This window comes from Myxococcales bacterium, from assembly GCA_016703425.1.
Lineage (GTDB): Bacteria > Myxococcota_A > Polyangia > Polyangiales > Polyangiaceae > JADJCA01.
This window is the reverse complement of sequence record JADJCA010000016.1, coordinates 222,123-235,347: the sequence shown is the minus strand read 5'-3', so window position 1 is coordinate 235,347 and position 13,225 is coordinate 222,123. Positions and strand designations below refer to the sequence as shown.

11 protein-coding genes and 1 pseudogene are annotated in these 13,225 nt (G+C 71.0%); 4 read left to right on the top strand and 8 right to left on the bottom strand.

What is annotated here, in order from left to right; translation table 11 throughout:
- Window positions 1–186: 186 nt before the first annotated feature.
- Window positions 187–2,827: pseudogene (locus tag IPG50_29700) on the bottom strand (DEAD/DEAH box helicase).
- 58 nt (window positions 2,828–2,885) lie between these two features.
- Here IPG50_29700 and IPG50_29695 point away from each other — a divergent pair.
- Window positions 2,886–3,932, top strand: a complete 1,047-nt coding sequence (locus IPG50_29695; protein ID MBK6696336.1) for a UDP-N-acetylmuramate dehydrogenase — start codon at window positions 2,886–2,888, stop codon at window positions 3,930–3,932.
- Window positions 3,933–3,980: 48 nt separating this feature from the next.
- Here IPG50_29695 and IPG50_29690 read toward each other — a convergent pair whose 3' ends face one another.
- The 5 genes from IPG50_29690 to IPG50_29670 form a co-directional block, all read right to left on the bottom strand.
- Window positions 3,981–4,535, bottom strand: a complete 555-nt coding sequence (locus tag IPG50_29690) for a Uma2 family endonuclease (GenBank protein MBK6696335.1) — start codon at window positions 4,533–4,535, stop codon at window positions 3,981–3,983.
- A 66-nt stretch (window positions 4,536–4,601) separates the two neighbouring features.
- Window positions 4,602–4,958 (bottom strand): hypothetical protein, encoded by a 357-nt coding sequence (locus IPG50_29685; protein MBK6696334.1) that lies wholly within the window; start codon window positions 4,956–4,958, stop codon window positions 4,602–4,604.
- A complete protein-coding gene (locus IPG50_29680; GenBank protein MBK6696333.1) occupies window positions 4,955–6,139 on the bottom strand; it encodes a radical SAM protein in 1,185 nt (394 codons plus the stop codon). Before IPG50_29680 ends, IPG50_29685 begins: the two co-directional genes overlap by 4 nt.
- Window positions 6,136–6,414, bottom strand: a complete 279-nt coding sequence (locus IPG50_29675) for a hypothetical protein (protein ID MBK6696332.1) — start codon at window positions 6,412–6,414, stop codon at window positions 6,136–6,138. Before IPG50_29675 ends, IPG50_29680 begins: the two co-directional genes overlap by 4 nt.
- A complete protein-coding gene (locus tag IPG50_29670) occupies window positions 6,411–7,235 on the bottom strand; it encodes a hypothetical protein (protein MBK6696331.1) in 825 nt (274 codons plus the stop codon). Before IPG50_29670 ends, IPG50_29675 begins: the two co-directional genes overlap by 4 nt.
- A gap of 43 nt (window positions 7,236–7,278) precedes the next feature.
- Here IPG50_29670 and IPG50_29665 point away from each other — a divergent pair, with 43 nt between their 5' ends.
- The 3 genes from IPG50_29665 to IPG50_29655 all read left to right on the top strand — a co-directional run bounded on the left by IPG50_29665 (window position 7,279) and on the right by IPG50_29655 (window position 10,447).
- Window positions 7,279–9,165, top strand: coding sequence for a hypothetical protein (locus IPG50_29665; GenBank protein ID MBK6696330.1), 1,887 nt, complete (start codon window positions 7,279–7,281; stop codon window positions 9,163–9,165).
- A gap of 53 nt (window positions 9,166–9,218) precedes the next feature.
- The gene (locus IPG50_29660; GenBank protein MBK6696329.1) at window positions 9,219–9,635 is read left to right on the top strand and encodes a hypothetical protein; all 417 of its coding nucleotides are present in this window, start codon (window positions 9,219–9,221) and stop codon (window positions 9,633–9,635) included.
- A gap of 77 nt (window positions 9,636–9,712) precedes the next feature.
- Complete coding sequence (locus IPG50_29655; GenBank protein MBK6696328.1) at window positions 9,713–10,447, top strand: DUF4388 domain-containing protein; 735 nt, start codon at window positions 9,713–9,715, stop codon at window positions 10,445–10,447.
- Between the two features lie 7 nt (window positions 10,448–10,454).
- On the opposite strand, the gene IPG50_29650 is transcribed toward IPG50_29655, so the two are convergent.
- Together IPG50_29650 and IPG50_29645 are read right to left on the bottom strand one after the other, a co-directional pair.
- Window positions 10,455–11,462 (bottom strand): hypothetical protein, encoded by a 1,008-nt coding sequence (locus IPG50_29650; protein ID MBK6696327.1) that lies wholly within the window; start codon window positions 11,460–11,462, stop codon window positions 10,455–10,457.
- On the bottom strand, window positions 11,462–13,210 hold the full coding sequence (locus tag IPG50_29645; protein ID MBK6696326.1) for a hypothetical protein: 1,749 nt from the start codon (window positions 13,208–13,210) through the stop codon (window positions 11,462–11,464). Before IPG50_29645 ends, IPG50_29650 begins: the two co-directional genes overlap by 1 nt.
- Window positions 13,211–13,225: the final 15 nt, after the last annotated feature.

The window sequence follows — 13,225 nt, the reverse complement described above, 5'->3', positions numbered from 1 at the left end:
AGGGCTCTCCGCGATCGACCAGCCTACCAGGGCGCGTCCGGAGGCCGAAGCATTCGGCAGCGCGGGCGCCACGGGTCAGGGGGCAGAGGGCGATGGTGCGCGGGCGGGGGTGCGCGGACGAGCAGGTGTGCCTGAATCGCGGCGCGTCGCCTCAACTACGGCCCTGCGGACCTCGCGCCCGCGGCTCTAGCTCCTGCGCCCCCGCGGCGGCGGTTCGGGCGGCGCGCGCGTCGGGTCGTCGGGCCACAAGTGGCGCGGGTACTTTCGCGCCAGCTCCTTCCGAATCGCCGGGTAGTGGCGCTCCCAAAAGCCCGCCAGGTCTTGCGTCACCTGCACGGCGCGCTGGTTCGGCGCGAGCAAGTGCACCACCACCGGGACGCGGCCGCCGCCGACGCGCGGCGTCTCCGCCATGTCGAAGAAGTCCTGGAGCCGCGACGCGACATGCGGCGGCTTGCCCGGCTCGTATTCGACCCTGACGCCGCGGCCTCGCGCGAGCGTCAGGCGATCGGGCGCGAGCGTTCGAATGGCGCGCGTGGTCGTGTCGCCAAGCTCCGCCTCAAGGACATCGACGAGGCTCATGCCCGCCACCGCTTCGAGGGTCGTTTGCCCAGAGCACATGGACCGAAGCGCCGCCTCGACGCGCGCGTCGTCGATGGCTGGGATCGTGTCGTCGACCTCTCGCGCGAACCGCGCCCGCGCCAAGAACCGCTCGAGCGCACCCTCCGGGGCAAACGCGTGCGCGCCCTTCGCAAGCGCTGCCTTCGCCAACGCCGCGCCAAGCTCTTCGTCGGTGACGTTGGCCGCCGGCGACTCGGAGAGCACGAGGCCGTCGTAGACCAAGCGACTCATGCCCAAGACGCGGCCGTTCGACTTCTGCACCACGATCTCGCGCGTCTCTTTGATGCGCTCCGGGTAGAGATCGATGAGCGTCTCCGGCTCGATGGCGCTCGCCGCGCTCACGACGATGCCGCGTGCGGCTCCGTGTACGTTGGCGGGCGCGCCGCCTTGCCGCTCCTCCGCGAGAGCCGCCACCATCCACTCGGCGTGCCGCACGACGCTGTCGCCGGAGAGCTCCGCCGAGCCGCCGCCGGCGAGCGCGAGCGCCGAGCCGCCCGGGCGAATGCGCTTGGCGACGCGATCGGGGAAGCCCGCCAAGATGCAAACGAGAAGCTCCGCGTCGGGATCGGTGGCGACGGCGACACGTGCGGGGCTTGCGGGCCTCGCCTCGCGGGGCTCGCGCTCGCCTCCGCGCGTGGCCCGCGTGAGCTGCTTTCGCGCTCGATCAACGGCCAGCGTGGCGCCCGCGTCGAGGCCCGAGGCGCGCATCGGGCCCGCGGAGAAGCGCGAAGCCTCGGCCTCCAAGAAGCGGTCGCGCATCGCCAAGAGATCGCTTGGCTCCGTCGCGTGAGCGTCGCCACGGCCCGGCCTCGCCGCGCCGAAGCTCGCCTTGGTGGCGGAACGAATGTCGCGCTCCGTGAGGAGCGCCGCCACGATGGCCGCGTCATCGACGACGTCGCGCCGCTCGCCTTCCACGAGGATTCGCGCCGCGCGCGGATGAATGGGAAAGCGAAGGAGGCGCTCACCGAGCGGCGTGATCGCGGCGGCGTCGTCGGTCGTGAGCGCGCCGAGGCGACGGAGCAGCGTGATGGCGCTTTGCCATGCGCGCGGCGGCGGCGCGTCGAGCCACGTGAGGTCGGTCTTCTTGGCGGCGAACAGCTCGAGCGCGAGCTGCGTGAGATCGGCTCGTCCGATCTCGGGGACGTCGTGCGCGGGGCGCCGATCGAAGTCGGGCTTCGTGAAGAGGCGAAGCGCCACGCCCGGTTGCGTGCGGCCGGCACGTCCCGCGCTGAATGCTCGACGCTTGGCTGATCTTCGCGAGCGCGAGCTTGGGCATGCCCGACCACGGATCGTGACTCGCGACGCGCGCCACGCCGCCATCGATGACGGCGACGACGCCTTCGATGGTGACCGACGACTCGGCGACGTTGGTCGACAGAATGATCTTGCGGCGCGTCGACGGCCCGATGGCGCGATCTTGCTCCTGTGGCGGCAGCTCGCCATGGAGGGGGACGACCGAGAGGTCGTTCTCCGCGGCGAGCTTCTCGAGCGACTCGGCGGCGCGCCGGATCTCGCCGGCGCCGGGCAAGAAGACGAGCACGTGACCGCCCTTCGACGCATCGAGGCCGCGCCCGAGGAGTGTTCGTACGGCAGACGCTACCTTCGAGGCGAGCGGTCGGTCGTCGTCCTTGGGCTCGTGCTCGATCTCGACGGGGAAGCTTCGACCTTCGGAGCGCAAGGACGGGCACCCGAGAAAGGCAGCGGCCGGCGCTGCGTCGAGCGTGGCCGACATGACGACCACCAGAAGATCGGGACGCGTCGTCTCGCGGAGGCGCCGTAGCCACGCGAGCGCGACGTCGCCGTGCAAGTTGCGTTCGTGAAACTCGTCGAGCAAGACCGCGCTCACGCCGCGGAGTTCGGGGTCGCGTACAAGGCGCCGGGTGAGCACGGCCTCGGTCACGAATCGAATGCGCGTGGCGGCGCTCGAGACGTCCTCGAAGCGCACCTGGTAGCCCACGGTGCGGCCCACCTCTTCGCCGAGCTCTTCGGCCACGCGTTTCGCGGCGAGCCTCGCCGCGAGCCGCCGCGGCTCGAGGATCACGATCTCGCCACCCTTCGCCAAGCCCGCGTCCAAGAGAGCCCGCGGCACGCGCGTTGTCTTGCCGGCGCCCGGCGGGGCCTCGAGGACCAGCGCTCCGCCGCTTGCCAGCGCCCGAACGACGTCGGGCAGAAGGCCATCGATGGGCAGGGGCGTGAGCGGCGCGGCCATGGGCGGATCACCACAACCTTTGCCACGAACGGCTCGACAATGGGAATCTGAAGCACTCATGGAGCACCTTTGTCGCCACACGACGCTGCGCCTCGGGGGCCCGTGCCCGCGCTTCGAAACGGCGCCGTCGGTCGACGCGCTGGTGGAGCGCATCGAAGAGATCGAGCGCGAGGGCGCCGAACTGTTCGTCCTCGGCGGCGGGAGCAACCTCGTCGTGGCCGACGAAGGCAGCGGCGGCCGCGTCGTCGTCAAGCTGGCCATGGATCGCGTCGCGTTCGAGCGAGATGGCGACGACGTGCTGGTGCGCGCCGAGGCCGGGGCGTCGTGGGACGAGCTCGTCGCGCGCTGCGTGAGCGAGGGGCTCTCCGGCATCGAGGCGCTCTCTGGCATCCCGGGCTCGGTAGGGGCGACGCCGATGCAGAACGTCGGTGCCTACGGCCAAGAGGTGTCAGACGTCATCACGCGCGTTCGCGTCTACGACCGCGCGGCGCGCGCGCTCGCGTGGCTGCCGGCTAGCGCGTGTGGCTTCGGCTACCGCAGCAGCGACTTTCGCGGCAAGACGGATCGCATCATCGTCGAGGTCGAGATGAGACTACGGCGCTCGCCGCTTGGTGCGCCCGTACGCTACGCCGAGCTTGCACGAGCTCTCTCGGTCGCCGAAGGCGAGGGCAACGAGGGCGGCCGCGCACCGCTCGCGCTCGTTCGCGAGACGATTCTCACGCTAAGGCGCGGCAAGGGAATGGTGCTCGACGACGGCGATCCAGAGTCGCGCAGCGCGGGCTCGTTCTTCACGAACCCCATCGTGCGCGCCGAGGTGGCCGATGCCGTCGATGGCGCGGCGGGCGCCAAGACCCCTCGGTTTCCCGCTTCCGAGGGCCGCGTGAAGCTCGCGGCCGGCTGGCTCATCGAGCGCGCCGGCTTCCAGAAGGGGCAGCGCTTTGGCCGCGTGCACATCTCGTCCAAACACGCCCTCGCCCTCGTTACCGAAGACGGCGCCACCACGCGAGAGCTCCTCGACGCCGCGCGCTCGATCCAAAGGGGCGTTCGCGAGCGCTTCGCTGTCACGCTCGAGCCGGAGCCGATCTTCTTGGGGTGTTCGCTCTGAATCGCCGGGCGTGAATCACGACACGGCTTCGTGTCGTCGCCGCAGGACTCAGGCCGTCGCGGGTTCGCGGTACACCGCGTCGACGTCGATCGCGATGCCGAGCGACTCGAGGTCGGCCTTCTCGCCTCGGCCCGCGACCGCTGCGATCTCCCACCGCTCCTGCTCGTTCTTGCGCCACACCTCCACCAGCGGGGAACGCTGCGAGACGAGGACGTATTCGCGGATCGACGGGATATGCCGGTAGTGGCCCGCCTTGATGCCACGGTCGTAGGACTCGGTCGAGTCGTTGAGCACCTCGACGACGAGGGTCGGGCTCGTTGCCGCGTGCCGATCGACGGGGCTCGTCTCGAGCTTGCCACAGACGACGCTCGCGTCGGGGTAGCACGCAAAGTCGGTCGACTCGACCCGCACGCGGAGGTTTGCGGAATACACGCGACACGGCTTGCCCGCGGCTTCGAGCGCGCTTCGAAGCTCGCCCGCGATGGCGGCCTCGAGCGTTGCGTGCTCGGGAGTCCCGCCGCTCATCGCGTAGATCTCCCCTCGGAGGTACTCGTGTTTCTCTCCGGAGGACTCCTCGAGCGCGAGGTACTCCGCGTAGGTCATGGTCGCGATCAGGGCCGGGCGAGTCACTACGAGAGCCTACCACTCGCGCGGCCCCCGTGCTCTGCGCTACGGCGCGAAGATCGACTGGAGCAGCAAGACGCTCGCTGACAGCGCCACCGCGGGAGCCACCGCGCGCGCAGCTCGCAGCGGCGCGGCCTCGACCACGAAGAAGCAAATCGGTGCGAGGAGACCGGCGCCGTAGCCGGCCGTCAGGATGCGCCAGAAGTAACCGACGTGCGCGTCGTAGAGCGCCGTTGCAGGGTCCGGCTCGCGGACGACGAGCACTTGGCCGACGCGGAGTGCCGCGTAGAGCACGATGGCGAGCGCGATCGATAGGCACGCCGCCGTGACGAAGCGCACGCGCCTTGCTCGTGAGACCTCGGTGGTGGCGTCGCCGTGGCTCGTATCGTCCTCAGACGTCATGACGCGCCTCGGTGCAGGGCGACGCGCGGGCACTCGGGATCCGGTGCGAGCGCGAAGGGGCGAGCGTCAGCGCCGCGTCCTTCGGCGAAGCCCGCGACGATACGGCAGCCGCACCGGCAGACCTTTCGCAATGGGCAGGATGCGCACGGCTCGGGTGGCGCGGCGACGAACGCTCGGAGCGCGGCTTGGTCGACGGTCGGCGCGAAGCTGCACGGCGTTCGCTGGCCGTCGGCGCGGACCGCTTCGAGGTAGCCGCCCGCTTCGCACCCGAAGATGCCGGAGCGCTCGAGGTGCGCGGCGTTGCTCATCAGCGACTCGTCCGTCGACAGAAAACACACGAGCGCGCAGTCGATGCGGAGCGAGAGCGGCGGCGTGGCTTCGCGGAGGCTCGTGACGAGTCGGCGAAGCGTCGCTCCGAAACCGAGCGCTTGCTCCCGCGAGAGGCGCCGCACGAGGTAATCGAGCGACGCTGCACGGCCAGCGGGCTTGTAGCGAAGCAGTTGCGCCTCGACGGCGCCCAACAGGCGTGCGCGCTCCAGTGTTTCTGCGAGTCGCGGGAACGTGTCTCGCGTCAAGACGACGTTGACGCCGACGCGCACGCCCGCCGCGATGAGCATCTCGATGGCGCGCTCCGCGTGCGACGCACCGTCGAAGCCTCGCACGGAGGCGTAGTCGGCCCCCGCGCCGTCGTAGCTCACGTTGACTTGTGCGAACGATCGCAACGACCGGGCTCGCGCCTCCGTCATGCCGAGACCGCTGGTGGTGACGACGGGGGTCATCTTGCGGGCGCGCACTTCGTCGGCGAGCTCGCCGAGATCGTCGCGAACGAGGGGCTCGCCGCCACCGAACGCGACGGTGAAGACGCCTTCGTGTGCGAGCGTATCGAGCGTCTGCTCAATGGACGTGCGCGCGACGTCAGTGCCGTGAGGCGTCGCGTCTTGGTAGCAACCGGTGCAGCCGGCGGCGCATCGACTCGTGACAGCCACATGAGCCTCGAGCGGTCGACGTGCGCCGCCGTTCGCCGTGTCGCTGATCATCCAACCGGGCCCGCCATCGAGGCCCAGCGTGCGAGCACCTTCGCGATCGATGGCGACGAGCGCGCCGCGGAGGTCGACGGGCGCTTGCGGCGCGTCGTCGCCGAAGCGGACCCACGCGCCCCAGCTCTCGACGCGCGCCTTCAAGGCTCTGGCTCCTCGTCTTGGGTGGGCGCGTCGCCGCCAGTGGTGGGCGCCGCGTCGCTCTCCTTCGCGGCCGCAACGGGACCGAGGGCCGCGGCGGCCGCCACGAACAGAGCCGAGCCGACGGCCGCTGTCGCGAAGAGCACGTCGAGGACGCTGCCAATGCTCGAGCAATTGGCTCCGTGACCAAGACGCACAACGTGGATGTGTTCGGGCTTGAAGCTCGTCTCGCGGTTCTCGCGCGCGCGCGCATCGTCGGTGCTGGCGTCGCGACTCATAGGCCAAAGCCGGCGAGCAACGACGTGTCCGTGCGCTCGAGCGTGAGGTAGGCCACGGCGACGAGCGCCGGCGCCGCGACAAAGGCGCGACCGAGCCGAGCCGAGGGCGATTCCCGGCCAACGGCGCTCCACGCGCGTGCGCCGAGCGCAAAGGGAACCACCGCGGCCGCGAGCAGCAAGAAGGGCAGGGGACTCGCGTTGTCGTAACTTGCGGCGAGCACCGCGCCGGCGCCGCCGAGCCACGCGGCGAAGAAGAGAGCGCGCGGAAGGAACGCCCGCGCAACGACCAAGGCCGCCCGACGGCGCGCGCTCTCGGCGCGCGCGAGCGCGAGAGCTACGCCGGCGCCAAAGAGCCCGATGAGCGCGACGCTCGCCACGTGCAGTCGCGCCCGGCGCTGGTGCTTGTGCGCGCGACCGAGGAGATCGGCGTCGCCGCTGCGCTTCGCCACTGCGAGGCCCGCCGAAACGTCACCGGCGGCGAGCAGCGCGTCGACCTGCGTGCCCTGGGCGACGCGCTTGAGGAGCGGCGACGCCGTTGTGCTCGTCTCGAGTCGTGCCGCGTGATGAACGACGCGTCCCGTGTCGGCGACGCGTTCGCGGAACGCCGCGCTCAGGAACATGTCGAGTGTGTCGCGGTCCGCGCCGGCGGGCATCGCGTCGCTGTCTCGTGCAAGCGCGTCGAGCGTCGCGCGGTCGCGCGCCAGGCGAGGATCATTGAGCACGCTCTTGATGCGGTCGTGCGGCTCGTCGGCATGAGCGGCTGCTGCGAGCAGCGTGAGGGCGCTCACGCACGCGAAGAGGAAGCCGATAACCGCCCGCACGGCCGCGAGCATATCGCCCAGTCCCCGTGGTAAGTGTTCTTTCGTGGAGCTCGTCGTGGAGGCCTGGAAGTCGAGGATCGTGGCTGCCGGCCTCGTGGCGCTCCTCGGCAGCGTTCCTTCGTGCAAGTGCGAGCGTGACAAGCCGTACGTGCCCTATTCGATCGACGGTCGCGACGCCGCCACCGCGTGGGCCGACGCCGCGCCTCTGGCGCCCGAGACCGCTTCCGGGCCCGGGGCCGACGGCGGTGTTGCGCTCTCGTTCGTCGCGGCGCCGCCTTCGGCACGAAGCTTCGTCGTCGACGGCGTGACGCTCGACGCGCCCGTGGGCCAGACCTTCGTCGGCGCCGCGCTCTTCGACTTCGACGGTGACGGCGCAAAGGATGCGGCCGCCGTCTTGCGCTCCGACGGCGCGTCGCAAGGGCCCATCTTTGCCGTGGCGCTCTTTCGCGCGAGCCCAAACGCTGGCGCCAAGCCCGCCGCCGCGCTCGTCCCGAACGTCGTGGCATCGTCGCCGCCGCTCGCCAAGTGCGACGCGCGCGCGCCGGTCGCGGCTGGCGCTGACACGCCGGTGAAGCTGGCGCTTCGCGGGAAGAGTTCCTTGGTCGTCGAGGTCGGCGCGTCGTGTCCGAACCGCGTTCCGGCGCGCTGGCTCGTCGTCGTCGCGACAGAAGCGAAGGCGCCGCGCGCGCGCTTTGCCGCGGGCATCGCCGATCCGCCCGGCGCACAACCGCTGCTCGTGGACGTCGAAGCGGCGGATCGCGATGGCGACGGCATCGATGACGTGGCCCTGCGGATCGCGCTTGATGGGGCCGTTGCGCCGTTCGAGCCCGCGCCTCGCGTGGGAGCGTCGCTCGTGTGGTTGGATCGCTCGGCGGGACTAAGTCGCGACCCCGACGAGCCCGAGGCCTCCTTCCGCGCCGTGAGCGGCGCGCTTGTCGCACGCGCCGCGCGCGGGAAGGAGGCAGCGCTCGTTCCCGTTTCGGTTCGGCAGCTCCGGCACCTCGCCCACGCGGCTTGCGCTGAAGGTGGAAGCGCCCGCATCGTGCAGCTCGCTGGCGCTTCGCTCCCGTCGTGCGCCGGGAGCCGCGCCCTTGAGGAAGCGGGCTTGGCCGAGGCACGCGCTCAAGCGACGCTTGGGGATGCGCTCCGCGCCGCGCTCGCCTTCGATCGAGCGCAGCGTCCGCCGGCGGCGAAGAGCCCCGCGAAGCTGAAGGAGGTGCAGTCGCTGCTCGAGAAGTTGGCGCCCGTGCGCGAAACGACGAGCGTGCGCCTCCTGGCCGCGGTGCCCGACGAGCCGCCCCGCGACGTGCCCGCCTTTGGTCCGTTGGCCTTCGAGGCCGACGGCCACCTCTTGATCCGCACCCGCGCGGGGGTTGTCCGCGCTGACGTCGCGCAGGGCGATGAGTCCGACGCAGGGAAGCCGCCCTGGCCGTCGGCCATCGGCGGCGACGGTCGCCCCGTGTTGGCGGCGGCGGTGCACGCGTGCGACGGCGTCGCGATTCGTGCAGTCTTCACGAAACCCGAAGGTGCGGCGACCGAGGTCATCTTGCCGGTGGTGCCGCCGCTCGGCGAGCGCTGCGTGGTGCCGCGTGGGGAGCCCCAGCCGGTGCGGCCGCTCGCGTGGGGCCCGTCGGGACTCGAGCTCATCGTGGGCGGTGAGCCGCTGCTCGTCACGGAGGCCGGGCGTGCCGGCCTCTTGGCCGCAACGCTCGACGCGCCCGGGCTCCCCGGCTCGGCAAAATCTCCCGACGGCACCGCGCTGGTGGTGCCCACCAGCGTTGGCCTGCTCGTGCGCGGCTCCTTCGGTGCGAGGCTCCTGCGCGCCAAGGAGCTCGACGGCGAGCTTCGCCACTGCGCCGTATCCAACGACGGAAAGCGCGTCGCGTGCCTCCAGAAGAAGCGCGTCGTGGCCGGCGTTTGGGACCTCTGAACCCATCCGATGGTCGTTGCTCCGCGCCGAGGCCGCGCGCGATACTGGTCGCCGTGCGATCGCTCCTGGCCCCTCTCGCCGTGCTCCTAGCCTTCGCGCTCTCGGCGCACGAGGCGCGCGCCGATGGGGAGCGCGCCTCGGCGATTTGCGAGCGCGTCGCGGGCCCTGGGCGCGTGCGCTGTGACTTGGAGCTCGTCGTGCCGGGCGCGCGAATCGCGTGGGCCGATGTGCAAGTCGTCGACACGCCGCTCTTCGTCACGGCGCTCAAAGGGCGCATCGGCCCGGCCGACGTGTCGCAGAAGGAGCGGGAGCGGTGGCGCTTCTCGTTCGGTCTCGTGGCCCGCGCTCGCGGCGCCGGGGACGTGCACCTCCGCGCGCGCGCCGTGGCCTGCCGCCCGAACGGCGACCAGGAACGTTGCGAGACGATTCAACTCCCCGTGACCGCCGCGGTGTCGTCCGGCGAGCGCTAAGGCCCGCGCCTCTTCGGTAGGTGCTTCGATAAGCGCGGAAGTTGTCGCCCGCGGCGGCGCGTTGCTACGAGTCAGGGGTGCGGCTTCCCGGTCGATTGAAGGCGACGACACTCGGCGACTTGCTCGGTTCGCTCCACCGGGCCCGCACCAACGGGACGCTCGAGGTGGTCGAAGACTCGGGCCGAAGCCACCGCGTGTTCTTGCAAGCGGGGCTCGTCGTCGCCGTCGAGATCGACGGCGGCGCCCAGGCCTTGGGCGAAATGCTCCGCCGAGAGCGCGCCATCGACGACGACGTGCATCGGCGGTCGGTGCTTCGCTCGATCTCTTCCGAACGCCTCCTCGGCGAGGTGCTCGTCACGGACTTCCGCGTCGCGCCGAGCGTGGTGGGGAGCGCGCTCCGTCGCCAGATCGTCGCGCGGCTTCGTCACCTCGAGCAATTGCCCGACGCTCGCATTCAATTTCGCGTCGCCGTGCGAACGCCACGAAGCGCGCTGACCAACGAGCCGCTGGGCGCCGACGAGTTCTTGCGCGGACGAAAGCGGGCGCGCGATGCCTCGTCGGACGTGCCTCCGTCGGGGTACTACCGCACCGGCGGCGCCGACCGGCAGCCCATCGATCCGGGGCGCCTGGACGCGCTGAGGCTGCTCGACCTCGATGCGTCAGCCGACGAAGAGGCCATCCGTCGCGCCTACCGACGAATGGCGCGCGCTTCGCATCCCGATCTGCACCCAGCGGCCACCGACGCGGAACGTCGCGCCCTCGAAGAGCGCTTCATCGCCGTCACGCGCGCGTACCGCGCGCTCGTCGCGTAGCGCCACACTACCGGACCTCACCGCCCGCGAGCGTCAGCGACGCGGCCACCGTGGCCGGCGACTTGAAGCCGTTCACGACACGCTCGTAATCGACACGCCAGCGAACGCGCGCGTTCGGCGCGACCTCACCGAGGTCGAGACCGACGACGACCTCCGCGCCCGCGGCGCCGCTCGGGCGATCGTCGCCAATCTCGCGGGGGCCGTCGGGACGGAGCTCGAAGCGACGTGCGAGGACCCGCTCGGCGCGCGACACGACTTCGTTCGCGCCGTCGAGCGCTTCGGCGCGGACGACGAGGCGTCGGAACATGTCGCCCGTGGGCATGGCGTGCCCCACGCCGCGCGTCTTCAGTGTCACCTCCAGCGAGCCCGGCCCCAGGAGGCGCGCGCTCGCGAGGAGCGAACGCCGGAGGAGCGCCGGATCACGCGAGGCCGACGCGTCGTGCCGGTGATGACGCTCGGCCCCCTTGCCCGTGATGGGCATGTGGCAATCGACGCACGACGTCGAGGCAAACGCGCTCGCTCGGTGCTCACGGACCGTGTGCTGCATGAGCTCGCTTCCACGCGGGAAGCGAAACTCGTGACACGGCTCGCAGCGCACGCCGAACTTGGCGGGGGCGGAGACCTGCGCGGGGGCGGCGCCTTGCGCAGGCCGGCGTTCGTGGTCGGCTGGGAGCGCATGGCACCCGGTGCAACCAATGCCCAATGCGCCGCCGCGCGGTGCGCTGGCGAGGGGCCCGTGGCACGCGTCGCAGAACGCGCGCGGCTCACCGGCGAGGGACGCGCGGTACGTCTCGTCGTCGTGTGAGCGTTGATGCAGCGAGCCGGTCCATTCGCGCCATTGCACCGCGTGGCAGCGCGCGCAGCCCTCGTTGCGCGTGACCGCGGCGCTCGACTCCATCGTCTTCAGTTCGTCAGCCCGCGCCAAGCGCCGCGGCGTTGTATGCGCCAAGGTGGTGCACACGGCAGCGCCCAGTGCGAGGCCCACGACCGTGAGAGGCGACCTGCTCGCGCGCATCAGCGTGACGGCGCCGGCGCCAGCACCGGTGCCTTTGTCGGCGCCGCGTCGCCGCTCACTTCACCGGTTGCGAGGTCGACGCGCACGCTGGCGCCCTCCAGCTCTGCACAAACCAGCTCCGGCACGATCCCGAACGGGACCTTCTTGGAGACGAGGGTGGCGAGCTTCACGCCGACGTTGTAGCTCGGCGCGCGGGCTACGACGTAAGGCGGTTCGGCAACCTTCACCTCGACAAGCTCGATGCTCTCGCCGAGCTCCTTGTGTCCCTTCAAAATGGATCGCGTCCGCGGGAAGGCGTCCTTTGTGAGCGGCGCCTGCGCGACGACGACCGCCGGTGTCGTGCACTCGGGCGTCGCCCGCGGTGGCCAAGACTCAAGGGCCGCGACGCCCTCGCGGCCTGCGCGGCCGCCGCAACGCATGGTCTCGGTCGGTGGCCGTGTACGAAGCAGCGCGCGTCGCGGCTCGACGGCGCTCGTGCCCTCGAACTGCGTGCCGTACGCCACGTTGACCCACGCATCGCCCTTGGCCGCGACCATGACACCGGCGACGCCGGGAGGCGTCGTTATCGCGGCAAACGGCGGGAGCGGGATGGCGACGGACTCCCATGCAATCTTGTCGGCCGGGGTACGAACGAGCCCCTTGGGTGTGACGGCCCACACCTCGCCGAACGTGACGCCGTCGAGTCGCTTGCCATGAGTGGTGTCGCCAAGGCCGCCGGGAGGCGTGATGTCGTCCCACTCACCGCCGCGCTGGCGGTAGAGCTTCGAGCCGTTCGACACCCACGCGACGCCATCGCTTGAGACCGCCTCGATGCGCAGCGAATTGCCGCGTGGCGCCGGCACGCGACGCCAGGCGCTGCCGTCGAACTGCGCCAGCACCGCGCCGTTGGCGACGAACACGTCGCGCGACGTTGCTCCGGCGATCGAAAGGCCACACGGCTCTGCATCGAACGCGTGCGGCTTCACGTCGCCGTTCGGTAGGAACGCGCGCGCGGTGCATGCGCACTTGTCGGGCGTGACCGCATCGCAGCGCTGCGCCCCGATGATCACGGTCTTGTCTTCACCGAGCCACGCTTGGCCATACGCTTCGCCTTCCCACGCGATGCGCGGAGTCGGCTCGCCGAGGGCAACGACGCCCGCCGCGCGACAGCTTCCGTTGCAGCGCGAGACCGTCGCGAGCGCGCCGGCTCCGTAGGCCCCGATGAGCTGATAGATCGAAAACCCGGCGTCGTCGGAGAGGCGGGTCTCGGCGACGGTCGTCCAACCCTTCTCGCTGCGGTGGTAGACCGCCGAGCTCATCGACGAGCGCCCGCCGGTGTTGGCCTCGACGAAGAGCTCACCGGTGGAGCTGGCGATGACGGGCCCGTAGCTGTATGCGCCCGGAAGGCCGCGCGAGAGCTCCGTGAGGTCTGCAAGGCCGGTGTCGGTGACGCGGGCGATGTTGCCGGTTCCCTCTCCCCACCAAGCAAACGTTCCGCCCTTGCTCGCCCGCACCATGAGCTGCGCGCAATAGCCGTCGACCACGTACGAGAGCGGCGCCTTTGGATCCGCGTACGTCGCCCACTTGCGCCGCGGTGCGGGCTCGGGAGATGCGTCCTTCGTGACGGACTCCGCGTCGCGCATGGCTAACGGTTCGGGAGTCATCGACACGACGGCGCTCGGCTTCGTCTTGCTGTCGCTCGGTGAACGACAAGCCGTGGCGAACGGCGCCAAGCCAACCACGGTGAACAGTGCCGTGCGGAGCCGCATCGGCGACATGGTACC